Genomic DNA, 23,661 nt, shown 5'->3' on the forward strand with positions numbered 1-23,661 from the left:
ATGTTAAATCCTCCAAATACGATTTCCTTCTTGAGGGCACCACTGGCCCTCCTCTTTATTGTCGAGAGCACCTCGCTGCGTGTCCTTGCCCTCATTTTAGCAATGATCTCCGACTGCGTCGATGGGTACCTGGCCCGTCGCTACCACTTTACCTCCCGCTTTGGCGCTGTTCTTGACCCTGTCATGGACAAATTTTTTGTTTATGTCATCCTAGCCGTTCTCCTTTTTGAGAGCCAAATCCTTCCATGGCAAGCAGCAATGATGCTCTCGCGTGACTTCTTCCTCTTCCTTTTCCTCTCCTACCTGGGGGTGACAGGAACCTGGAGAAGCCTCGAGGTCAAGGCAATTCGCTGGGGAAAAGTGACAACGGCAGCCCAGTTTATCGTCCTCATTGGGATCGTTTTAAAAATTTCTTTCCCTCCTCAGCTCTACTACCTCTTCATCCTCTTCGGATGTCTTGCATTCGTTGAGCTCCTCCAGTTTAAAAAGCGTGCTGCTTCTAATTAATCTCTCTTTGTGGTACCCTTTTTTCCCAGACGTAAGACACCTATTTTACACGGAGGCCAGCAAGGCATGAGAGAGAAAAAATCCCCCTTGAACCATGAAAAAGTTGAGCAATCCCTGTCTTTAAAGAAGCAATCGAAACTTATCACCCTAAATGTGGCCCCGTGCTACCCTTTTCAGGATATTATATGTCACAAAGAGCATCAAAATTTATTTGAAAAACTACTTCATGAAAAACAAGCCAAATGAATGTAAAAAATATCGAAACTGTTAATCCAGCGAGTTATGCTCAGTTTTTGGGACACCTTAAAAAAAATATTCAGGATGCTCAACTTCGAGCAGCTCTGTCTATCACAGAGGAGCTTACAGATCTATACTGGAAGATTGGGCAGATGTTATCCGAGAAAATATCTTTGGAATTTTGGGGATCAAAAACAATTGAAAAGATCGCACGAGATTTAAAAAAATCTTTTCCAGATGCCTCCGGTTTTTCTCATCGAAACCTGAAATTTATGCGTCAATTTGCAGAAAGCTATCCAGAGGGAATTAGGGAAACAGCTGTTTCCCTAATTCCCTGGGGTCATAATATTATGATCATGCAAAAGATTGAAAACCAAAATGATAAAAAATGGTATGCAGAGCAATCCCTAAAAAATGGGTGGAGTCGGAGCATGTTATCCAAATGGATTGACTCTAACTTACATAAACGACAGGGAAAAGCTATTACGAATTTCAAAAAAACCCTACCCAAAAGCCAATCAGATCTAGCTATTCAGGTTATGAAAGACCCTTATAATTTTGACTTTGTTGCTTTATCGAAAGACTATAGAGAAAAAGAATTGGAGCAGGGGTTAATTGACCATATTCAAAAACTTTTAGTTGAGCTTGGTCAGGGGTTTGCTTTCGTTGGGCGTCAAGTTAAATTGAATATAGAGGAATCTGAACATATTTTAGATTTACTATTCTACCACCTTAAGTTACGTCGTTATATTGTCATAGAAATCAAAGCAAGAGAATTTAACCCAAGAGACGTTAGTCAAACCAATTTTTATCTATCAGCTGTTGACGATCAGCTTAGACATCCTGAAGATAGGCCTTCGATTGGAATGATTTTTTGCCAAACGAAAAAAAATATTACCGTTGAATATGCTTTGAGAGATTTTAATAAACCAATCGGGGTAGCTCACTATGAAGTGGGTCTTATCGAAGAAATTGAAACAGAACTTAAAAGAAATTTACCAACTATTGAAGAGCTTGAAGCCGAGCTTGAAGATAAAAAATGTAGCGTCCAATCATGAATAAAGATTCCTCTTTTAATATAGGGATGCTCCTTGCTCTTGTTTTAGGGATCGCTGGTGGCTTCCTTGACTTTCCTCCGGTGACCGCGTTTGCAACGTTGATTAGCAAGCTTTTTGTTAATATGCTTAAATTGATCAGCTTGCCGATGATATTTTTAGCGATCGTCTCTACCTTAACGCGGATGACCACCCTTGCCGAAGCACGCTACCTCCTCCGAAGGATCTTAAAATATACCGTTTTAACAACACTGATCGCCGCCACTGTGGGACTGGCGATCTTTTTAGCTGTAAAACCGGTCGGGAGTGGTGGTGAAGCTCCCCTTCCCATGGAAGGAAATTATCTCTCCTTTTTAACCAAGATCATCCCGGAAAATCCGATTGCTCCTTTTTTAGAAAATAATGTCCTTGGAATGGCCTTTATTGGAGCGGTCCTAGGCATTGCGATTCTAAAACTTCCCAAAGAGAAAAACGCCCTACTCAGCAATTTTTTTGGAGCTCTTTTTGAAGCCCTTCTTAAAATCACATCAGCGCTTATTTCCCTCATGCCCCTCGGAATTTTCGCCTTCACTATCCAGTTCGTTGAAAGTATCCGTGAACATAGCGAAAAACTAGAGCAACTTTTACTTTATGGCCTTTGCGTTGTGGGTGCCAACTTGATTCAGGGGCTTATCGTCCTCCCCCTTCTCTTGAAACTTAAAGGACATCCCCCTCTTAAAACGGCGCGGGCCATGCTCCCCGCCTTAAGCATGGCCTTCTTTTCAAAGTCTTCGAACGCTACCCTCCCTCTCACACTCGAATGCGCTAAAAATCGACTCGGGGTTTCTGATAAAACAGCCCGCTTTAGCCTTCCCCTCTGCTCCATCATCAATATGAATGGGTGCGCTGCCTTTATTTTGATCACCCTCTTTTTCGTCTGTTCGAGTCAAGGGATCTCCTTGACTATCTGGCAAATGGTCCCTTGGATTTTCCTTTCTAGCTTTGCAGCGATTGGGAACGCAGGGGTGCCGATGGGGTGCTTTTTCCTGACTTCTGCTTTTCTTGTTGGCATGAGAGTTCCGCTGGAGATGATGGGAATGATTTTCCCCCTTTATGCTCTTTTCGACATGGTTGAAACAGCCCTGAACGTTTGGTCAGACAGTTGCATCACCGCTGTTGTCGATCAGGAGGTTCGCGTGACAACAAAACAAGTTGTGGGGTAGAACGTAATGTATGCAATCTGTTAGCATCTGTAGATAAGTTCAAATTACATTTAAGGGCAGTTTTATGGAAGTACGACGTGAATCGATTTTTGTCTCAGCGGTCAGAGCGCTTTGCAATACGTTTGCAGGAATGATCGGTGTTATTATTGGTCTGGTGATCCTTGGGATTGTCATTGGGAGCCTTGCAAAACCCAGCCTTGTATCCGACAAAACGCAAATGGTGATTGCTGCCGATGCCAATGGAAACAGGGAGCTCCTTCCCCACTCTGCCCCCGTTATTCTCAAGATCAACATCCATGGAGTTATTGGAAGTCGCGACCTCAATTCAAAGACAATCATGTCCCAACTCCTCGATTCTCAAGAAGGAGCGCTAAAGGGAAGGGTAAAAGCTGTCCTCCTGCACATTAACTCTCCCGGAGGAACAGCTATTGATGCCCACAACATCTATACAAAACTTGTTGAGTACAAAACAAAGCACCAAGTACCGGTCTATGCCTATGTCGATGGACTATGCGCCTCGGGAGGAATGATGATTGCTTGTAGCGCCGATAAAATTCTTTCCGGCCCTTTAGGGGTCGTTGGATCGGTCGGAGTTCTCATGGGGCCTAACTTTAATTTTGCTACCCTTATGGAAAAATATGGGGTAAAACAGCGGACCATTACGAAAGGGATCGACAAAGATATGCTTAGTCCCTACAGAGAGTGGAAGCCAGGCGAGGATCAGTCTCTCGTTAACATCGTTGCCTACGACTACAATGTCTTTGTAAACCTCGTTGCAAATGCCCGTCCCCGCCTCGATAAAAACAAATTGATCAACGAATATGGCGCCCAGGTCTACGATCCGGTCAAAGCCCAGGAGTATGGCTATATCGACGATGCCAATAGCTCCTATAATAGCGCCCTTTCAGCCCTCGTCAAAGAGGGAGAGATCTCCGGTGAGTATCAGGTTGTTGAACTTAAAGTGATTCATCCTGTATTATCAGGTCTCATTGAAGGAAAATCCCCGATCTTTTCTGGGAAGGTCAAACACGAGATACAATTGCCTGCTGATATACCCTCTGAGCTTCTCAATCGCCCCCTCTACCTCTACTCCCCCGCCCTTCAATAAAATGCTTATCATCAATAATGCTATGCCATGAAAAATCTATATATTCTCGATGCGGTCTCCTTTCTTTTCCGCTCCTACTATGCCATCCGTGGAATGACCAACCAGGAGGGGCAATCGACAGGTGCCCTCTACGGTTTCATCCGCTCCGTTCAGAAAATCATTAAAGACTTTTCTCCCGAAAGTATCGTCGCTGTCTTCGATGGCCCCAATAATAAAGCCTCCCGCTTAGAAATTTACAAAGAGTATAAGAGTAATCGGGAAGGAATGCCCGAAGATCTCGTTTATCAGCTCGGTTGGGCCCATAAATTTTGTGAGATGGAAGGGATCCCCTACCTTTCTGAAGAAGGGGTCGAGGCAGATGATCTCATCGGCGCCATTGCAAAATGGGCCGAGAAAAAAGGGATCGAGGTCTTTATTTGCTCGAGCGACAAAGACCTCTGTCAACTCGTTTCCGATCGGGTTTTTATGCTCAACACCCACAAGGACAACCTCCTTGTCGACCGGAAAAAAGTGGAAGAGCTCCACGGTGTAAAGCCAGAACAGATCGTCGATTATCTCGCCATTATGGGGGATAAGTCCGATAACATTCCGGGCATCCCAGGGTTTGGGCCCAAAACAGCTGCATCTTTACTGCAAGAGTACGGGACCCTAGAAAATATGCTCAGCAACCTCGATACGATGCAAAACCAAAAACGGGCAGAAAAGATCCGTGCCCACAAAGAGGATGCCCGCATGAGCCAAAAGCTCGCAGAGCTCATCGTCGATGTCCCTTATCCAATGGAGGAAAAATTTTACCATATCAAGAATCCCGATATTGATGACTTAAGAGCCTTCTACCAAGAGAAAAACTTCAATACCCTTTTAAAGGAACTCGGCGAAGTGCCTGTTAAAGAGACCGTTTCTTATACGATTGTTGATACCGAAGAGGCGTTAGATACCCTCATAGCGCAGCTTGAAAAAGAAACCGCCATCTGTGTCGATACCGAAACAAGTACCCTTGCTCCGATGGAAGCGGAGATGGTGGGAGTCGGCTTTGCCGTCCGACCACAGGAAGGATGGTATGTTCCCACCAATGGAAACTTAGGACTTCAAAAGGTAATCGAAAAAGTCAAACCCCTTTTGGAAAATCCCGCTATTGGATTTTATGGTCATAATATCAAGTATGACATCCACATCTTTAAAAACCATGGAATCGAGCTTAAAAATATCGCCTTCGATACGATGATCGCCTCCTACTTGCTTGCTCCCCAAAATAACCGCCACAACCTAGATACCCTCGCCCTTGAAAAATTTGGAAAGGTCAAAACCCCCATCAAAGAGCTGATCGGCTCGGGAAAAAATGAAAAATCGATGCGGGAGGTTCCCATTGAAGAGGTGGGCCCTTACTGCTGCGAAGATGTCGATTACACCTGCCGCCTTAAAGAGCTTTTTGAAAAAGAGGTTGAACGGGAGGGATTATCAGACGTTCTCTATCAGATCGAGCTCCCCCTCATCCCCGTCCTTGTGAGGATGGAGCGGTATGGGATGTATCTCGATAAAGAGAAGCTCTATTCCATGTCCGACCTTCTCCGCGAAGAACTCTCCTTCCTCGAAGAGGAAATCCACCAACTTGCCGGAGAACCTTTTAATATTAAGTCGCCCAAACAACTTGGTGAAATCCTCTTTGACAAACTGCAGATCCCGATGGGGGGAAAGAAAAAAAGTACCCGCGCCGATATTTTAGAAAGTTTGAAAAAAGACTACCCTATTGCGGGGAAAGTGTTAGAGTTCCGCGCCCTTGAAAAACTCCGTTCGACCTATACCGAAGCGCTCCCTCTTCAAGTCCATGAAGATACGGGGCGGATTCATTGCACCTTTATGCAGACGGTGACCGCAACAGGACGTCTCTCCTGCCAAGATCCCAACCTCCAAAATATCCCGATCCGCTCCGAAGAGGGGCGGAAAATCCGAGAAGCTTTCCTCCCTGAAAGGGAAGGATGGAGTTACCTCTCTGCCGACTACTCTCAAATCGAGCTCCGCCTCCTCGCCCACCTCAGTCAAGACCCAAGGCTCGTTGCCGCTTTTAACAACCAAGAAGATATCCATGCCTCAACAGCAGCAGCCGTCTTTGATGTTCCCCTCGATGCCGTTACCAAAGAGATGCGCTCTGGCGCAAAAGCGGTCAACTTTGGGATCATCTATGGCCAGCAAGCCTACGGCCTTTCCCAAGAGCTCGGCATCGATGTCAAAGAGGCCGCTGAGTTTATTAAGAAATATTTTGAACAATACCCCGGCGTCTATGCCTTTATCGAAGGGTGTAAAGAAAAAGTTCGAGAAACGGGGGTCGCCACCACCATGTTTGGACGGAAACGGCCCATCCCAGAAATCGAAAGTAGCAATGGGATGATCCGAGCCGCTGCTGAGCGGCTAGCGGTCAATACTCCCCTTCAAGGAAGCCAGGCAGACATCATCAAAAAGGCGATGATCGAGGTCGATCAAACCCTTAAGGATGAGAAGCTTGCCCATATGTTCCTCCAGATTCATGATGAGCTTATTTTTGAGCTTCCCGACGAGAATATCCCCCTTGTCCGCGAGAAGGTCCAAACCATCATGGAAAAGATCACCACCCTCTCTATCCCCCTTACCGTGAACATTGATGTTGGAAAAAATTGGGGGGAGTGTTAAAATTGAAGAAAATCGTAATAACGGGTGGCATTGCCTCGGGAAAAACCACCGTTTGCCACATTCTTAAAAAGCATGGAGCTTACTACCTCAGTTCCGATGAAATTATCCATCGCCTCCTAAGAGAGGATCCCCCAACCATTCAAGCAGTCACCACCCTCTTAGGCCCCGACGCTCTGAAAGATGGAAAAATCGATCGCAAAGAGGTTGCAGAGATCGTCTTTAACGATCCAAAAAAGTTAGAAGCCTTAGAAAAAATCTTGCATCCCAAACTGCTTGCAAAGATCAAAGAAGCTTATCAGCAAGCAGGGGAATGTGAGCTCTTTATTGTCGAGCTCCCCTTAGTGCAAGAGATTGGCAAGGAAAAAGATTTTGATCTCACCATTGCAGTGGTTTTCGATGAAGCAGAAGCGATGAAGCGCTTTGTCAAGGAAGGATTCACCGAAGAGTCCTACAAAAAGCGGATGGCACGGCAATGGAAGATTTCAGAAAAAGCAAACAAGGCTGATTATGTCATTCATAACGATGGCACAATCGAAGAATTAGGAATAAAAGTCCTCGAACTCATAAAGGAGATAAGTTCTCGATGAACGAAGAAAAACAGCAAAACGCCGCTACAAAAAAAGAAAAGCCCCGTAACCCCCATCCCCACAAAAAACCCTCTAAAAACCCCAATATTACCAAGATTGCTGACCTTCAGCAGATGAATATCGACCAGCTCGCTGTCTATGCCAAAAACATTGGTCTCGAAAACATTGGGGGACTCACCCGATCGCAGATGGTTTTCGAAGTGGTCAAGCTCAAGTCAGCAATGCCTGACGAGGTTCTCGTTGGAGAAGGAGTTCTTGAAGTTCTTCCCGATGGGTTTGGATTCTTACGCTCTCCCAACTATAACTACCTCTCCTCTGCCGAAGATATCTATGTTTCTCCCGCCCAAATCCGCCGTTTTGATCTCAAGAAAGGAGACACCATCTACGGAACCATCCGCTCACCAAAGGACAAAGAGAAGTATTTTGCCCTTCAAAAAGTGGATAGGATCAACGGGAAAACCCCCGAAAAATCCAAAGAGCGGATCCTCTTTAACAACCTCACACCCCTCTTTCCCAAAGAGCGCCTTGTGATGGAAACGACCAAAGATAAGCTCGACATGCGGATCCTCGACCTCAGCGCCCCCATTGGAAAAGGGCAGCGGGGACTGATTGTCGCCCCTCCCAAGTCGGGAAAAACGATCCTCATGCAAAACATTGCCCACTCGATCGCTGAAAACCACCCCGAAGTGACCCTCATCGTCCTTCTCATCGACGAGCGTCCCGAAGAGGTGACCGACATGCAACGGCTCGTCAAAGGAGAGGTCGTCTCTTCCACCTTTGATGAACCTCCTGAAAGGCACACCCAAGTCGCCGAGATGGTCATCGAAAAGGCCCGTTCTCTTGTTGAGAATGGCCAAGACGTTGTCATCCTTCTTGACTCGATCACCCGCCTAGCCCGCGCCTATAACACCGTTCAGCCTCACTCAGGGAAGATCCTCACCGGAGGTGTCGATGCCCAAGCCCTTCATAAGCCAAAACGCTTTTTCGGAGCAGCCCGAAACGTAGAGCAGGGGGGATCCCTGACCATTATCGCAACCGCACTTGTTGAAACCGGTTCACGGATGGACGAGGTGATCTTTGAAGAATTCAAAGGAACAGGGAACATGGAGCTGGTTCTCGATCGCCGTCTTGCCGATCGAAGAGTCTGGCCTGCTATCGACATTGTTCGAAGTGGAACCCGAAAAGAAGACCTTCTCTTCCATCCCGAAGAGCTTGATAAGATCTATCTCTTAAGACAGGGAATCGCAGACCTGACTCCCCTTGATGCGATCAACCTTCTAAGGAATCGCCTCAGGAAAACAGGTTCCAACGCCGAATTTTTGCTCTCGATGAAAGAGTGACTACTCCCTCGCCTAAAGGCGAGGGCTTCTAGGGATTGTTCCCAGGCCATCTAGTCCGAGGGCCAAAATATTTTGTGCTGCGTTGAGGTCCCGCGAGGCTTTGTATCCACATTTTCGGCAGTTGTGTTTTCTTTCTTTGAGCTCTTTGGCTTCTATGTGTCCACACTGGCTGCACATCTGGGTTGTATAGGCGGGGTTTACCAATTTTAACTGTCTACCAGCCTCTTCCGCTTTGTAGGTTAAAATTTGGCAAAACTGACTCCAACTTGCATCTGCAATATTTTTTGCAAAGTAGGACCCTTCCATCATTTTCTTGACTTCTAGGTCTTCTAGGTAAATATATTGATAGTTTTCTACGATCTTTTTTGCTTCTTTGTGGCAAAAGTTTTTTCTCTGGTTGCGGATCTTATCGTGGATCTTTGCAACTGCTTTCCCTGTTTTTCTTCTTTGTTTTGTCCCTTTTTCTAGCTTGGAAAGTTTTTTTTGGGCTTTTGCTAGCTGTTTTTCTCCCTTCTTGAAAAATCTTGGGTTGGCAACTGTATCTCCATCGGATAGGACTGCAAACTGCTCTAGCCCCACATCGATTCCTACTTTGCTCTCTTTTTGGGGAAGGGGCTTTGCGGGGACTTCGCAGGAAAATGAGACTTCCCATTCTCCTGAGGCATTTTTGCGAAGGGTACATGTTTTAATAGTCCCTTGGATGGGGCGGTGGAGCTTGATACGGATTTTTCCGATCTTGGAGAGCTTTAGCTCATTTTCTACAACGGAAAAGCCACTTTGGGGGTAGCAAAAGCTACTATAACGGTGCATGCCTCGAAAACGGGGAAAGCCGGGCTTTTCCCCCTTTTTGCATCTTCGAAAAAAGGCTTTAAAGGCTTTGTCTAGTCGATCGACAACGTTTTGCAATACCTGTGAGTGAACTCCTTCAAGAGAGGGTTTTTCCCCTTTTAGCAAAGGCAAAAACATCATCTGGTCATATTTTGAGAGGTGCATTTCCAGCTCGTCATAGGCAACGATTCTCTCACTAAGAAGTTCATTATAGAGCCATCTGCACTCGTTTAGACACTCCTGCAGCAACCTCTTTTGTTTCTTAGTCGGATACAGTCTGAATTGAAAGGACTTGCGGATTAACATACGAGCATTCTACCATTCGTCTTAAGAGGGTGTCAAATGTTAATTTCTAAAAGGGTTATTTTTACTGGCACAGTTCACCTCGGCCCTAAAAGACCGAGTATTCTTGTGTCCTGGTGATAAACTGTCCCAATATGTTGTCGAGCAAGCATATAATACCTAGTAGTTTCTCCATAGACTACTCTCTTTGAGTGAAATACTCAAGAAAACCCAAGAAAGAAGTAGAGAGAAATCACCGTGAAGCATCATAATTAAAAGAAATGAAACGAAAAATTCTCTACCTTTTTACCCTCCTTCTTGTCGCTGCCTTCCCCTTGATGAACACCTTTTACCAAGTGTTCCGGGGGATTTCGGTCTCCTTTATCCACTCCTTTGAACGGGTTGCCCCCTTCTCCTTTCAGATCCCTCCCCTCTTCCACAAATATATCCACTTTTACCTCACCGACTTTTGGGCGTTGGGGCTCATGGTCGGCGCCCTCTCTTTTAAAGAGGTCCGCCTCAAAGAGCTCTTTTTAAACCGCCACTCCCGCTACCTCACCCTCTATACCGGAGTTGCCCTTCTTTCCATTATTTTTTCCCTTTTTTCGAGCTACTTCTTTCAATACACGACCTTGATCAACCTTACCCTGGGGTTCCTTGTTTTCCATCTTGTTTATACCCTGGTCCAAAAAGAGTGGCTCCCCTCTCTTTTATGGGCCTTTCTTGCCGTTGCCACGCTTGAGTGTCTCATTGGGACGGGACAGTTTGTGATGCAGCACAGCCTTGGACTTTCCTTCCTTTCCGAACCGCAAATTACCCCTTATATGGAAAACATCGCCGTCTATCCCGTAAGTCCCGGAAGCTTTTTTGCCAAGCTTCCCTGGATCCCAGAAGGGCATACCGCGATGCTCCGTGCCTACGGCACCTTTGACCACCCCAATATGCTTGGGGCCTATCTTGCCGTGTCTCTCTTCATCACCTACTTACTTTTTATCACGAGCAAGAAACGGAAACTCCTCCTTGCCCTCCTCCCCTTGCAAATCCTCACCCTTGCCCTCACCTTTTCACGGGGACCCATCTTTGCGTGGGGGCTCGGCACGTGCCTTTTCTTTGGAATCGGCTTTTTTAAGAAAAGCCTCTTTTCAGTCGAAGAGAGAAAATACTTCCTTCAGCTTGGAGGATGGATCGGAGTCATGTTTCTCGCCATACTCGCCATACTCTTCAAAGAACTTGCGACCCGCGGAGGTTTTGTCAATACGAACGCCCTTTCTGCCGCTTCGGACGGCGGTCGCCTCCTCTTCTACAAAATCGCCCTCACCCTTTTCCTTGCCTACCCCCTCCTCGGCATCGGGTATAATGGCTTCGCCATTTTTCCCTACGAAACGATCCAATCCGAGCTCCTTGGAGCGAATCCCACCGGCGCCCTTGCCCACAACTTCTTCCTCCAAATCGCCTCCGAAACCGGCCTTTTGGGACTCATAATGATCCTCCTTTTCATCGGCTCCCTCTATAAGCCTTTCTTAAAAGAAAGGCTGACCCCTTTAACGCTCCTCTTGGGTGTGACCCTCCTAGCCCTCCTCCTCACGGGCCTTGTCGACCACTTTCTCTGGACCTACCCCTCAGGAAGAACCCTCTTCTTTATTTTCTGTGGTTTTCTAGGAGTTACACAAAAAAAAGAATTATTTTGCTCTAAATCAGTTAATCCTCTATAATTTTTGTAAAAATTATAGGAGTTTATTGATGAACATTAAAGGCATTTTTTCTACACAAACATTTTTCAAAGCAAAAGATTTCGTAACCACAAAAACATTTGTAACCCATGCTGTAACAGCTGTAGCCAGCGCTTTTTTTACTGCTTTAGCGGTCTATTTTGCTTGCAGAAAACCCCAGGACCGAACGCGCCCTGAACTTGAGAACTCACCCAAAGAAGCATCGATTTCCCTTGAAGAGCTAAAAAGGCTTCTCCCAAACGAAAATATAACCACAACTGACGATGCAAAAAGCAAAATCAAGAGCTTGAGAGAAAAACAACTCAACAACCAGCAAACTCCTTCAAGTAGCTCTTCTAGCTCCTCAAGCAAACAAAGCATTGTCCTTGAAAAAAAGGACCTTGAAAACCTTATTCGTGGAGCTAAATTGGGCGCTAGGGTAACTAAAGCATCTCAACAGATAAAAACTTCAGTGCTAAGCCAACTCTTACAAAACTCTCGACAACTAAGATCTGTTAACAACTTTAAAAAAGATCTTGAAAAACTAATTAATGGTAAAGAGATTAAAAATGCTTCAATAGATGACCTAATTAAACTTAAAAACCAAATAAAATCTGGATTAAAAAGTTTAAACAGCGTTCTGGGGCTTGTTGAACAACAGCTTAAACAAAACACTCAAAATTGGCAACAAATCCAGTTTACTGTTAGTAATCTTGATAACAGCCTTCTTCAGTCTACAGCTCAAAATGTTAGCTCTTCTAAAAATAGCGAGTGGCAAGCGATTCTAAAGGAAAAACACGACCGGCTAAAGCACCATCTGGATGCCATAGGGACTGAGCTTCAAAGAAGGGGAAATGCCTTCCTTGTAGAAGCGCTCAAAAACATAAACCAGTCAGTTTCTCTAGATCAATCCAGTAGTGACGATGAAAATTCAGGGTGGTCAAGCTCAGACTCAGACAGCGATTAACCCAAAAAGGCAAGGCTATGCCCCTCTTTTTCCCAGGTGAAGTAGGGGGCGAGCTCTCTCTCGGAGGCCCCTTCTAGGTTGAGGACCATCAGGTCAGCGTGGGCAAAGAAGGTCTGCGGTAGGGCACTTGTTAAGTCGGCTTGCAGAGGAAGAAGAATCACGTCGTAGGTTTCTTTAAGCTCTTTAAGGAATGTCGCAAACTTTTCTCCCTTTAGCGCCTCGTTAATATAGGACGTATTTCCCCCCAATACTATCAGATCCCCAAACGGTTTTTTCTCAATCGTCGGAGCTTTTGCCTCCCCTTCCAAGAAGTGGATGAGGCCGGGAACATTTTTTTGGGAGGCATGGAGACCGATCACAAGGACTTTTTTTCCCTCTTTGGTGAGGAGTTTGGCGAGGGAGGGGGCATAATCCTCCTCTTTGCCTAAGATGAGGGCGACAGCGGCGGGAAGTTTTTTTTCAATGAGAAGAGAGAGATGACGCAGGGTCTCGAGCTCTTGTTTATCGAGCGATCCAAGGACTTTTTTTCCTCTAAGGGCTAGGTTGTGGAGGGTCAGAGGAAAACCTTTATGGAAGTGGTAGAGCATGCAGAGGGCAAAGGTAATCAGTGCTCCAAGCAAAGCGCCCACCCCCCCAAAGAGTTTTAAAAGGGGGGCCTTGGGAAGGGGGGAGGCATAGGCGTAGTCAAGGGGCTTCGACTCGACCACTTTGAGGTTGTTTTCGATACTCTTCGAAAGGGCAAGTTGGACCAGGGCTTCGAGCATGCCCCGGTTCATCTCAGCGCTAAACTCGAGCTGCTGCTCTTTGACCCAGGTATCAGGAACTGTTTGGAGCTTTTTGTCTACTTGGGCAAGCTCTTTTTCGATCAGTTTTTTTTCTCCTTCGAGATGGGCGAGTTTTTCCTCGGTTTGATCTTCGACTTGCTGCTCGATAAGGGAGATCTCTTGCCCCAAAAGGTCGAGAAGGGCCCGTTGAACCGAGGTGATCCGCTCCTCGGCCCGCTCTTTTTCAAGGCGAGTAAGTGTCAGGGTTTGGTCGATATGTTTGAGGAAGTCTTCTTTTTTTAGGGCGAGCCTTTTTTCGATTCTTTTCCGCTCGTTTTCGGTAAGGCTCCTCTTTTTTCGGAGCTGCTGCGTGAGCGTTCCCATCTCTTTAACTAATGTCTGGCTGGTGGGATCGGGGAAGGCTGCGGCAAGGGAAATGTACTCAGCCTCCTCCCCTTCGAGCTCCTTTTTTGCAAATGTCAGCTGCTTGATCTTAGAGAGGTGGCTATCTCTTTCTTCCAAGTAGGTGAGGAGGAGTTTCCGCGCTCCTGGCAGATCGATCCCTCGGTACTCTTCTCCTCGTACCCCTCCATAGGTGAGCCGCTTTTTTTCTATCTCCTCTTGAAGAGAGGTCAGGCGGATGTTCCCCTCAAAGGGCTTCTTCTTTATGGGAAGGAGGGGGGCGGAAGACTCTACCTCAGCAAGGGAGAGGGTTAAGGCATCTCTTTCTTTGGTGAGGTGGTGGAGCTCCTTCCGGTTTTGAAATGCAGTACCGAGGCGCTCCAGCTCAAGGGCCCGCAGTTTTCCTAAGTAATCCTCTTTTTGCTTTTGAAGAAAAGGAAGCTCTGCTTTTAAAGCCAATCCCCCTTTTTCTTTGAGGTAAGTGGCATGCCTTTTAAGTTCTTCTTCCCGTTGCGCGCAAAAGCGGTCCCGTTTTTTCTCAAGATAGGCAACCTGCGCGTCACTGATCCGTTCATTTTCGGTGGCTAGATAAGCTTCATAGGTTGCCATCATCGTGTTAACGATCTTTTTCCCCATCTCATATTCGGGATAGATCAGCTCTAGCCCCAAGATCGCATCATCTTGCCCCACCGGCTCAACTTCTAGGTTAGAGCGGATGGTTTCGATGACTTGCAGCAGCGGAGAAAAAGTGAGGGGATAGGGGGTTCTCAGGGCAAGATCTCCTGGAACCCGCACTAAAGTCAAAGAGGTTCCTTCAAAAAAGATCTCTTCTCCCACACTTCCTGCGCAGATAAAATGATCCTTGGTGTCGCGGATCTCAAACGACTCCCTAGAGGTAAAAAAAATCTCATACCGCTTTGTTTTATCGCGCGTGTAATGGACATTTTCAAACCGAAGGGGCTCCCTTTTTTTGACCCTTTTGCCAAGCTCCACCCTCCAAGCATCACAAAATTGATCCCAAACGCTCGTTTGAGAAACTTTAGCTTGTAAACCCAGCTTGACAACAGTCGGCTCCAAGATAAGGGACGATATAAAGAAGGCTTGCCCCCTACTTTTTTCTTGGTAAGCGCCTAGAGTTTTTAAAAAAGTATCAAATTTTGCCCCAGCCGCTTGATTTGATCTAGAATCTTTAAAGGTTGCGGCGATTTCATACTCGAGGGGGAGCTGTCCCCGTTTCCAAACGCCAATGGTGGTCAGGAGGAGTGCTCCTCCCAAGACAAGCCATTTCTTCCGAAAGAAAAGGGCTTTTATATCGGTAAAGGTAATCAAACCGTTCATTGGATCGCCACCACTGCTGCCACCCCTTTTTTAAAGAGTTCGATTCCAGTCAGAGTGGGGAAGATTTGAGTGACAAACCGGTTCCACTCGGTGATCGGCGTTGCCGCCACATAGACAATATCGCCCGGCATGAGAAGCATACTTGAGGTGGGAAGACGGATCACATGTTTCCAGTTGAGGGTGTAAATCTTGGGACGTAAAATATTGCCCCGGATCACTTGGATCACCCCCTTGTCGCCGGTGTAGGGAATGCCCCCAGCCATTGCCAAAGCGGTCCGCAAGGGGAGCGACCCCGAAGGGACATCAATGACAAGTTCTTTCCGCACTTCCCCCATTACCATCAGGGTCGAAGCCGAGCTTTCCGCGATGTAAAGCTTATCACCCCCGCGCATCACCACATTTTGGCTCATGTCCCCTCCCTTAACAAGCTTGTTCATGTCGACAGGAATGGGCTTTCCCTCACGGACAAGGTAGCTTTTAAAGAGGTTCGCATTGGGGGGAACTTTCGCTTTTGCCAGGACCTCAAAGAGACGGAGTTTGCCATTGACCGAGATCGTCGACTGACTCACCATCCCTGCTAGCTCTACCTTCTTAACTTTCCGCTTCGAAAAGGCAAGGAAAACCTCGATCCCATCGACCTCATCATCATAGGCCTCTTGGATCCGCTCCTTCGCTTCCGATAGAGTGAGTCCCTTGACTTCAATGGATCCTAAGTCAGGAAGGGTGATCCTCCCATCTGAAACCGTATAGCCAACCGTATCACCAATGGTGCGGACTGCTCCAGCAAGCTCTCCACCTTCCGGCTGAAAAAGAGAAACTTTTAAGGTATCCCCATTATCGATCGTGTTTGTATATTCCTCAAGAAGGTCTGGATCGAGGGTCACTAGCGGCTTTCCCTCCATCTCCAAAATCGAAAACTTTCCTGCGCTGATCTTATAGGAGTCGATGACAAACTCATCCGCCCCCACCACATCACTTCCCTTATAGGGCGTATTCGAACATCCTCCTAAGAAAATCATCAGTTGTGCTATCATTAGGACATGCAAAAAAAGATTTTTATTACCGGAATTGCGGGCTTTATTGGGTTTCATCTAGCAACACTCCTCAATAAAAAAGGAGATTATGTCATTGGATGTGATAATTTCAATGATTATTATAGTCCTGATTTGAAACTTGCACGGGCAAACAAACTAAAAGCACTTGAAATAGAAGTCATTAACCATGACATCCAAAACATTAAAAACCTTGAAACCCTGTGCAAAGAAAAAGGGATCACCCACATCGTTCACCTAGCCGCACAAGCCGGTGTCCGTTATTCAATCGATCATCCGCAGCCCTACGCAGATACCAACCTCGACGGTTTTTTGCAAGTGCTTGAGCTGTGTCGCACACTCGATGGTGTCAGACTCGTCTTTGCCTCCTCTTCCTCGGTTTATGGGGGCAATACCAAAGTGCCCTTTGCGGAAACCGACCCCACCGACACTCCCATCAGCCTCTACGCTGCCACCAAAAAATCGGGCGAACTCCTCGCCAAAAGTTACCACCACCTCTACCACATTCCGATGGTGGGCCTCCGCTTCTTCACTGTCTATGGCCCGTGGGGACGCCCCGACATGGCCTACTACTCCTTTGCCGAAAAAATCTTAAACGATACCCCCATCCCCGTCTTCAACAATGGGAAGATGGAGCGGGACTTTACCTATATCGATGACATTGTCGAAGGAACCGCTGCCGCCCTAGACCACTGCGATGACTTTGAGATTTACAACCTCGGCAATAACAAACCAGAAAAGCTCATGACCCTGATCGCGCTCCTTGAAACATCCCTTGGAAAAAAAGCAAAGATCGATTACCTACCGATGCAACCCGGCGATGTCACAACCACCTACGCCGGCATTACCAAAGCCCAAAAAGGGCTTGGCTTTACACCTCAAACGCCTCTAGCAGTCGGCATCCTCCACTTCACCGAATGGTTTCTGAAGAATTTCAGGCAGTGTATCCATTAAGTCACTTGCAACAACGCAATAAGAGGTGAGTTTTTTTGCCGCCTCCTCGCCACAAAGAGCGTGCAAGTAAACCCCAAGAGCCGCCCCCTCTCTTCCTAAAACCCCTTGCGCCAAAAAGGCTGCAATCATCCCAGTCAAGACATCGCCCGTTCCCGCCGTCGCCATTCCTGGATCGCCCCGCGGAATAATCAACGGCAACGTTCCCGGATGGAAAATCCATGTCGGCGCCCCCTTTAACACAACCGTGACTCCCTCCCTCTCGGCAAAAGCCTGACAACTCTCCCGGTTCACCTCTTCCCCTCCCAAAAGGTGGGCCATCTCCTTCTTATGAGGAGTCAAAATTGCCCCCTTCGGAAACTCTTTCAAATGGTACAGGGCGTCTGCATCGATCACTATTGGGATGTAAAGCCGCTTTACATTCTCTCGTAAAAAGGTTCCCATCTCCTCACTTCTTCCCACGCCTGGTCCCACCAAACACGCCTTTGCCCGCTTCGCTTCTTCCAAAATTTCCGAAGGATCGTCCCACCGATAAGGTGCCCGAATCAGCTCATAAGCCGCTGGCGCCAACTCCTCTTCCATCCCTTCGGGATGAAAGAGACGAACGATCCCCGCTCCCCCCTTAAGCGCCGCGAGCGATGCCAGCATCGCCGCTCCCGGCATGCCCGGCGAACCCGCAATCGCAATCACATAACCCGCCTCATACTTATGCCGCGTCCGCTTAAGCGGAGGCAAAAGCTCATGTAAAGCGGACTCATTGACAAGATGCGCGGCGGCCCGCGCCTCATGCAAGTACTCCGCCTCCAGCCCAAAGTCGATTCCCCTCAACCTCCCCACATAGTTGTACCCTTCCCCCATGAAAAACCCGAGCTTCGGCATCCCGAGGAAAAAGGTTTCCTTTGCTTGAATCGCCACCGACTCAACTGCCCCTGTGTTTCCATCTACACCCGATGGGATGTCGATTGCTAAAACAGGAAGCTCCGCCCCATTCACCTTTTCAATGACTTCAGCAAGTTTTCCCTCGACCTTGCCCCAAAAGCCGGTCCCCAAAAGACCATCGAGAATCACCCCCTTAAGCTCAAGCTCCGAGGAGATCACTCCCCCTGCCTCAGCAAAAAGTTTTCCCTGCTTTTGACAGAGCGGACTTGCTTCCTCTAGTGAAACACCCTGGTAAGCCTCGACCACAAACCCCTTCCCAAGTAACAGGGTTCCCGCAACAAAAGCGTCTCCCCCATTGTTTCCCTTGCCAACGAGTAGGGTGACCCGCCTTTCCAAATCTTTTTGCTTGATAAATTGCTCGACTCGCGACGCGATTCCCTCGCCTGCCTTGAGCATATAGGCCTCACCGGAGGCTCCCGCCTCGATGCTCGCCCGTTCGACCCGCGCCATTTCCTCGGCGCGCACCACCTTGTATCCTTCTAACTGTGTCATTCCATCAGTATCGGACGACTAAAAGTTTTTTTCAATCCCTGAAAATTACCCCGTTATGGCAAAAAATCGACGGAAAATTGCCCTAATAGGTAAAAAAACAGAAGAAAAATTGCCCTAAAGATGCTCTTGCTTGACGGCGCGGCCAAGGAGGGCATCAACAGCCTCTTGAGGCTTGACTCCTTCGTAGATGATCGCATGAATCGCTTCGGTAATGGGCATGTCAACACCGGTTTTGGCGCTAAGCTCTAAAGCTGAGGCGCAGGTATAGGCCCCTTCAACAACCATCCCGATTTTCTCTCGCGCTTCATCAGGGGTATGCCCTTCAGCAAGGAGTTTTCCGAAGATGTAGTTCCGGCTCAGCGTGGAGAGGCACGTCGCACAGAGATCGCCCATCCCCGAAAGACCATTGAGAGCATCGGCAGAGCAGCCGATCGCATCCCCTAGCTTTCGGATTTCATGGAGACCGCGGGTCATGAGGGCGGCTTTGGTGTTTTCGCCGTAGCCTAAACCGTCGGAAATCGCGCAGGCAATGGCGATGATGTTCTTCATCGCACCCCCAAAGGACACTCCACGCATATCTTCGTTGGGATAGACGCGGAAGCAGGAGGTGGTAAAGGTTTCGCAGATGGTCATCATCAGTGAGGGGTTGTAGGCGGAGGCAACCACAGAGGTGGGAAGTTTACGCATCACCTCTGCGGCAAGGCTAGGGCCACTGAGGCACCCAATGCGCTCTTTATAGTCTGCCCCTAAAACATCGAGGGCAACTTCCGACATGAGAAGACCGGTTCCCTGCTCGATCCCCTTGGAAGTGAGGACAATCGGGGGACCTAAAAGATCTTGGGATTTAAGTTGCTCTAGGACGGGACGGAGCCCTTTAGAGGTCACTGACTCAACGATGAGGTCCACATCGGTGACCGCCTCTTTGATGTCGGTGGTGAGGACGAGGTTCTCTTCAGCTTGGTGGTCTTGAAGCTTGGGATGGGATTCTCCCCGCTTAAGCGCTTCGGCAAGGGTCATATTCCCCGTCCAGAGCTTGACTTCATACCCCTTTTCTGCCAAGAGGTTTGCAAGACAGAAGCCCCAGGCACCTGCCCCTAAATATCCGATTCTCATTGATTGTCACCTATAATTTTTAGGCTTATTATAACGCATCTGGGGTTTTTATGGGGGCAAAACATTTTTTTCGATCGGAGGTGATGAGCTTAAAGGAGTTGGCGTGGGGAAAAAGATCAAAAATAAAAGTTTCTTTTTTAAAAATCCACCTTCCCCCTTCTTGTTTTTGAACGGGATGCTCTGGCAAAGGGATGTTTGCGGTCCGCTTTACAAAGTCCATGGTGCAAGAAAATAGCCCCGTATTGCCAAGGGGGTTTTTGAGAATACCTGGAGGCTTCTCGGTATACTCTAAGATTGTCAATCTCCCCTCTTTTTCTCCAATCACCCCTAGTTTCTCTTCATAACTTGTTCGCTTTACAGCACGGAGGACGAGCTCCACCCCCTCCTTTTCATGAGTGGCAAGAAGCTCCGGGTCAAAAGGTTTGGCTAAAGGATTATCGATCGGAAGAACCTGAATAAAGGAGACTTCTTCCAGAATCCCCGAAGCATAAAGGAGGCTAAGTGCCCGCCCATTTCCATCAGAGACTCCTTGGGAAAAGAGTTTGACGTTTGTCAAACCAAAGTAGTTTTCTTTTTCTAGGTAGGTAAGGGTGGCCTCGTGGGTAAATGAAGAGGTCATGATCGCAACCGGAAGGTTGAGTGCCTCAACCTTCTTCAGGAGAATTTCGAAAAGGGTTTGGTTGCCATAGCTTGGGAGTCTCACGCATCCCTTGGGCCCCTCGCAACCGAGACGGGTCCCTTTTCCCCCTGCTAAAATGAGTATTCCTACCTTACTCATAAGCCAATGCGTTAAAAACGGTATCAACGGAGATATTTGCGACATTGTTATTCTTTCCATGAAGGGGAATGTGCTCAAACTCCTCGTTGGGAGAGTCTACTTTTTGCCTCAAAACCCCTTGCCTCGGATCGGCCCAAAGAGAGACAACTCGAATCGGGTAGTTCACATTGACATAGTAGGCGATCGAGAGAACCCCTGAGTCGGGAACAACGAGGTAGCGACACCGGTTTTTAATCACCGAAAGCATCTCAAAAAGGTTTGTCTTTCCTCGAAGGTCAATGACATGGTCCATGAGAAAAGCGGGGTCTTGCTCCATTCCAAAAAGGAGAACCTTCCCTTTTTTTTCCTCACCGATTTTCTTAAAGAGGTCACGCCAAGAGGCAACGGGCCAATTTTTTTCATAGCCATAGTAGCCCCCTGTTTCTGTTTGGACGTGGCACCCGATATAAGTTTCATTGGGATCTAGATCATATTGGTCGGCAAGGCTGTCCCACTTGTCGTTCCAACTCAGCTTTGGAATGAGGTTTCCGAGCTGCCACTTCAACCACCGAGTGGGTTCGGGTTTTTCCAAAACCACATCGAATAGGTTAGAGCTCAGTTGGTGCTCCTTCAGCGTTGCCTCAATATCAAACGGTTTTCCCCGCTCCCAACTCTCCCCCACGATCACTTGAACATTGTCGAGCATTGTAAAGGTGTCGGCGAGATCTTTCCGGGTCATAAAGGTGACCGATGCATGGGGGATGTAGCTCCGGATCCGATAGACAAGAGCGTAAAGTCCTAGAGGAATATCGCCCAGTCCCCGATTCCAAATAACAAGAAACCGACTCTTATTTTCATGGGCCATCTTCTTCAAAAGCTTATCAAAAGGGTTGGGGCGAAAAGGGGCGAGTAGTTTTTTAATCATTTTGCCTCCACGACATTGGAAAGCTTTGCCAAAACCATTTCGGTCACCTCGTCCGCTCCAATTTTTTTCATGCAAGGGAAGTCGATGGGGCAGACCCGCTTAAAGCAAGGGGCGCAAGGAACCTTTTTTTGGATGATGTTGTGCCGCTGTTTGTACGGTCCCGTAATAGCAGGGCTTGTCGAACCGAATAGGGCAATGAGGGGAACATCTAAACTATCGGCAATGTGCATCGGACCACTGTCGTTGGTTAAAAAAACCGAACAAATCTTAATGAGAGCAAGGAGTTGCCGCAAATCTGTTTGTCCTGCCAAGTTAATCACCCGACTCCCAAGATCGGTGCAGATATTTCCAATCAGTTCTTTGTGGGAGCGATCTCCAAAAAAGATCACCACATTTTTCGTATCCGCGCGGACAAGATTTTTTGCCACCTCAGCAAACCGATCGGGAAGCCAACACTTAGCCGTGCCGTAGGCTGCACCCGGATTGATCCCAATAATCTTTGCATCAGGGGAGATGTAAAGCCGCTTTACAATGTCCCATGCCTCCTCCACTTCTTCATCGCTGACAATGAGGCGTGAGGGTGTATCAGAAACAGGAATTCCCAAAGGAGCCAAGATCTCTTTATAGGTTTCGACGAGGTGCTTTTCTTTCCGCTTTTCTGAAAATGCAACCGGTGTTGTCAGTAAAAAGCTCCGCCCATCAGCCCGATAGCCAATGATCTGTTTCACCCCTCCTTGCCGGAAACGCCATGCCGAAGAAAAAGAGTTTGTGAGCAAAATTCCGATGTCATAGTTTCCCCGTTTTAATTTGCCCGCAATATTTCTTTCTGTGATCCGGCGGAAAAAACCTTTTGCGCGGCTGAACCGAAAAAGCTCATCGATCGCCAGCTCTTTTTCAAGTAACGGGGCAACGTTTTCCTGACACATTGCAGTGATTTCTGCATCGGGATAGGCCTTGCGCAAATCGATTAAAATGGGTGTCGCCATCACCAGATCTCCAATCCAGTTTGGCATCCGTACAATAATTTTCATACATTCAATCTTAACAGAAATGTCTTTTGACGTCATAATGAAAATATGAGCCAAAAAAAAGTGATTATTTTAGGGATCGATCCTGGAACCCGGATTACTGGGTATGGAGTGATCGAAACCGACCTCCGCACCTACACCCCTCTCGACTATGGGTGCATCCGCCCTCCAACGACCCTCTCTCTCCATGAAAGGTATGGGCTGATCCATGAGGGGATCGAGCATCTCCTTGAGACCTACCCGATCGAGGCGGTCTCCCTTGAAACCCAATTTGTGGGGCGGAATGTCCAAAGTGCCCTCAAGCTCGGAATGGCCAAAGGGGTTGCGATCGTTGCCGCGACCAAACGGAAAATTCCCATCTTCGAATATGCCCCCAAAAAGGCAAAGCTCGCTGTTACAGGAACGGGAACCGCCTCGAAAGAGCAGGTCCAAAGGATGACCCAAACCCTCCTCAACTTGGCTGAGCCTCCCAAACCCGAGGATGCCGCCGATGCACTAGCCCTCGCAATCTGCCATGCAAACTCTATAAAACAGGTACCCTATGAACCCATCCGCAAACTCTAACATCCTTTCTTTCCATGCTTTCTGCATCTTTTTGGAAGCTGATTCTTCGCCCTTGTCTCTTGGACAATGTGCTCAAATCAGCTTCCAAAAATTTGCTAGAAATCAATTGAAAATCAAGAATATTATAATTTACGGATAGGTTCAATGTTTGAATATTTAAAAGGAACTCTTGCCTCACTCACCCCCAATAAAGCCGTTGTCGATGTGGGCGGGGTGGGTTACCTTCTCCACACTCCTCTTAGCGTCTTTTCAGCGATGCCCCCCGTTGGAGAAGAGGTCCTTTTCTATATCTCTTCGGTAATCCGGGAAGATTCCCACCGCAACTTTGCTTTCCTTAGCCAAGAAGAGCGGGATCTTTTTGAAAAAATAAGTGCCATCTCAGGGATCGGCCCCAAAACCGCCCTTGCCCTCATCGGCCACCTCGACTACTCAGCCCTCGAATCGGCCATCACCACCGCCAACGCCTCCCTCCTTGCCAAAATCCCCGGCATCGGGAAGAAAACTGCCGAGCGTCTCATCATCGAACTCCGCGATAAAGTCCTCAAAGGGCTCAAAAAATCTCCTCTACCCGCTACCCCCCAAAAAGGAATTTCCGATGAAGATCAAACGGTCAACGACGCCCTTTCCGCTTTGATGAATCTTGGCTACAGCTCTCTCCATGCCCAGCAAGCTGTCAAAAAAGCCTTAACTCACTTCGATGGACCACCCGATCTGAGCCTTTTGATCAAAACTTCCCTCTCAGGAATGTAAAAATGGAGACGGAATCTCCAAAAAGTCACGAAATTTGGAGATTCCACCTCCATTTTTAAACGTTTCCAAAAGGGTTTAAAACCTAAACACCTTTATTTCA

The 23,661-nt window shown here is 47.6% G+C and carries 20 protein-coding genes; 12 read left to right on the forward strand and 8 right to left on the reverse strand.

Annotation, left to right across the window (positions count from 1 at the left end):
* The 7 genes from NEPTK9_RS01280 to rho all read left to right on the forward strand — a co-directional run bounded on the left by NEPTK9_RS01280 (position 1) and on the right by rho (position 8,700).
* Positions 1-507: a CDP-alcohol phosphatidyltransferase family protein gene (locus NEPTK9_RS01280; RefSeq protein WP_194847017.1), complete on the forward strand. Its 507-nt coding sequence runs from the start codon at positions 1-3 to the stop codon at positions 505-507.
* Between the two features lie 242 nt (positions 508-749).
* Positions 750-1,802, forward strand: coding sequence for a PDDEXK nuclease domain-containing protein (locus tag NEPTK9_RS01285; RefSeq protein ID WP_194847018.1), 1,053 nt, complete (start codon positions 750-752; stop codon positions 1,800-1,802).
* Positions 1,799-3,001 carry a dicarboxylate/amino acid:cation symporter gene (locus tag NEPTK9_RS01290; RefSeq protein ID WP_194847019.1) on the forward strand — a complete coding sequence of 401 codons (1,203 nt, stop codon included), beginning with the start codon at positions 1,799-1,801 and terminating at the stop codon, positions 2,999-3,001. Before NEPTK9_RS01285 ends, NEPTK9_RS01290 begins: the two co-directional genes overlap by 4 nt.
* Positions 3,002-3,065: 64 nt before the next feature.
* Positions 3,066-4,109 (forward strand): S49 family peptidase, encoded by a 1,044-nt coding sequence (locus NEPTK9_RS01295; protein WP_194847020.1) that lies wholly within the window; start codon positions 3,066-3,068, stop codon positions 4,107-4,109.
* Positions 4,110-4,136: 27 nt separating this feature from the next.
* Positions 4,137-6,773 (forward strand): DNA polymerase I, encoded by a 2,637-nt coding sequence (gene polA / locus NEPTK9_RS01300; protein ID WP_194847021.1) that lies wholly within the window; start codon positions 4,137-4,139, stop codon positions 6,771-6,773.
* Between the two features lie 2 nt (positions 6,774-6,775).
* Entirely contained in the window at positions 6,776-7,360 is a 585-nt protein-coding gene (gene coaE / locus NEPTK9_RS01305) for a dephospho-CoA kinase (protein ID WP_194847022.1), read from the forward strand.
* Positions 7,361-7,473: 113 nt separating this feature from the next.
* On the forward strand, positions 7,474-8,700 hold the full coding sequence (gene rho / locus NEPTK9_RS01310; protein WP_420887660.1) for a transcription termination factor Rho: 1,227 nt from the start codon (positions 7,474-7,476) through the stop codon (positions 8,698-8,700).
* A gap of 12 nt (positions 8,701-8,712) precedes the next feature.
* On the opposite strand, the gene NEPTK9_RS01315 is transcribed toward rho, so the two are convergent.
* A complete protein-coding gene (locus NEPTK9_RS01315; RefSeq protein WP_228546953.1) occupies positions 8,713-9,834 on the reverse strand; it encodes an RNA-guided endonuclease InsQ/TnpB family protein in 1,122 nt (373 codons plus the stop codon).
* Positions 9,835-10,091: 257 nt separating this feature from the next.
* Here NEPTK9_RS01315 and NEPTK9_RS01320 point away from each other — a divergent pair, with 257 nt between their 5' ends.
* Together NEPTK9_RS01320 and NEPTK9_RS01325 are read left to right on the forward strand one after the other, a co-directional pair.
* On the forward strand, positions 10,092-11,522 hold the full coding sequence (locus NEPTK9_RS01320) for an O-antigen ligase family protein (RefSeq protein WP_194847024.1): 1,431 nt from the start codon (positions 10,092-10,094) through the stop codon (positions 11,520-11,522).
* A gap of 28 nt (positions 11,523-11,550) precedes the next feature.
* The gene (locus NEPTK9_RS01325) at positions 11,551-12,486 is read left to right on the forward strand and encodes a hypothetical protein (protein ID WP_194847025.1); all 936 of its coding nucleotides are present in this window, start codon (positions 11,551-11,553) and stop codon (positions 12,484-12,486) included.
* Here the strand turns inward: NEPTK9_RS01325 and NEPTK9_RS01330 are convergent.
* Together NEPTK9_RS01330 and NEPTK9_RS01335 are read right to left on the reverse strand one after the other, a co-directional pair.
* The gene (locus NEPTK9_RS01330; RefSeq protein WP_194847026.1) at positions 12,483-14,990 is read right to left on the reverse strand and encodes a hypothetical protein; all 2,508 of its coding nucleotides are present in this window, start codon (positions 14,988-14,990) and stop codon (positions 12,483-12,485) included. The genes NEPTK9_RS01325 and NEPTK9_RS01330 overlap by 4 nt on opposite strands.
* Positions 14,987-16,024: a polysaccharide biosynthesis/export family protein gene (locus NEPTK9_RS01335; protein ID WP_194847027.1), complete on the reverse strand. Its 1,038-nt coding sequence runs from the start codon at positions 16,022-16,024 to the stop codon at positions 14,987-14,989. Before NEPTK9_RS01335 ends, NEPTK9_RS01330 begins: the two co-directional genes overlap by 4 nt.
* A gap of 6 nt (positions 16,025-16,030) precedes the next feature.
* On the opposite strand from NEPTK9_RS01335, the gene NEPTK9_RS01340 reads away from it, so the two are divergent.
* Positions 16,031-16,996 carry an NAD-dependent epimerase/dehydratase family protein gene (locus tag NEPTK9_RS01340; protein WP_194847028.1) on the forward strand — a complete coding sequence of 322 codons (966 nt, stop codon included), beginning with the start codon at positions 16,031-16,033 and terminating at the stop codon, positions 16,994-16,996.
* On the opposite strand, the gene NEPTK9_RS01345 is transcribed toward NEPTK9_RS01340, so the two are convergent.
* The 5 genes from NEPTK9_RS01345 to waaF all read right to left on the reverse strand — a co-directional run bounded on the left by NEPTK9_RS01345 (position 16,931) and on the right by waaF (position 22,250).
* Positions 16,931-18,424, reverse strand: a complete 1,494-nt coding sequence (locus NEPTK9_RS01345; protein ID WP_194847029.1) for an NAD(P)H-hydrate dehydratase — start codon at positions 18,422-18,424, stop codon at positions 16,931-16,933. The two genes, NEPTK9_RS01340 and NEPTK9_RS01345, sit on opposite strands and share 66 nt — an antisense overlap.
* A 114-nt stretch (positions 18,425-18,538) precedes the next feature.
* Positions 18,539-19,537, reverse strand: a complete 999-nt coding sequence (locus NEPTK9_RS01350) for an NAD(P)H-dependent glycerol-3-phosphate dehydrogenase (RefSeq protein ID WP_194847030.1) — start codon at positions 19,535-19,537, stop codon at positions 18,539-18,541.
* Positions 19,538-19,565: 28 nt separating this feature from the next.
* Entirely contained in the window at positions 19,566-20,315 is a 750-nt protein-coding gene (locus tag NEPTK9_RS01355; protein WP_194847031.1) for a UTP--glucose-1-phosphate uridylyltransferase, read from the reverse strand.
* Entirely contained in the window at positions 20,308-21,219 is a 912-nt protein-coding gene (locus tag NEPTK9_RS01360; protein WP_194847032.1) for a glycosyltransferase family 9 protein, read from the reverse strand. The genes NEPTK9_RS01355 and NEPTK9_RS01360 overlap by 8 nt, the downstream gene beginning before the upstream one ends.
* On the reverse strand, positions 21,216-22,250 hold the full coding sequence (waaF, locus tag NEPTK9_RS01365; protein WP_228546955.1) for a lipopolysaccharide heptosyltransferase II: 1,035 nt from the start codon (positions 22,248-22,250) through the stop codon (positions 21,216-21,218). Before waaF ends, NEPTK9_RS01360 begins: the two co-directional genes overlap by 4 nt.
* Positions 22,251-22,295: 45 nt before the next feature.
* On the opposite strand from waaF, the gene ruvC reads away from it, so the two are divergent.
* Positions 22,296-22,811 (forward strand): crossover junction endodeoxyribonuclease RuvC, encoded by a 516-nt coding sequence (ruvC, locus tag NEPTK9_RS01370; protein WP_228546956.1) that lies wholly within the window; start codon positions 22,296-22,298, stop codon positions 22,809-22,811.
* 144 nt (positions 22,812-22,955) lie between these two features.
* On the forward strand, positions 22,956-23,561 hold the full coding sequence (ruvA, locus tag NEPTK9_RS01375; protein WP_194847034.1) for a Holliday junction branch migration protein RuvA: 606 nt from the start codon (positions 22,956-22,958) through the stop codon (positions 23,559-23,561).
* Positions 23,562-23,661: the final 100 nt, after the last annotated feature.

This window comes from Candidatus Neptunochlamydia vexilliferae (assembly GCF_015356785.1).
Classification (GTDB): domain Bacteria; phylum Chlamydiota; class Chlamydiia; order Chlamydiales; family Simkaniaceae; genus Neptunichlamydia; species Neptunichlamydia vexilliferae.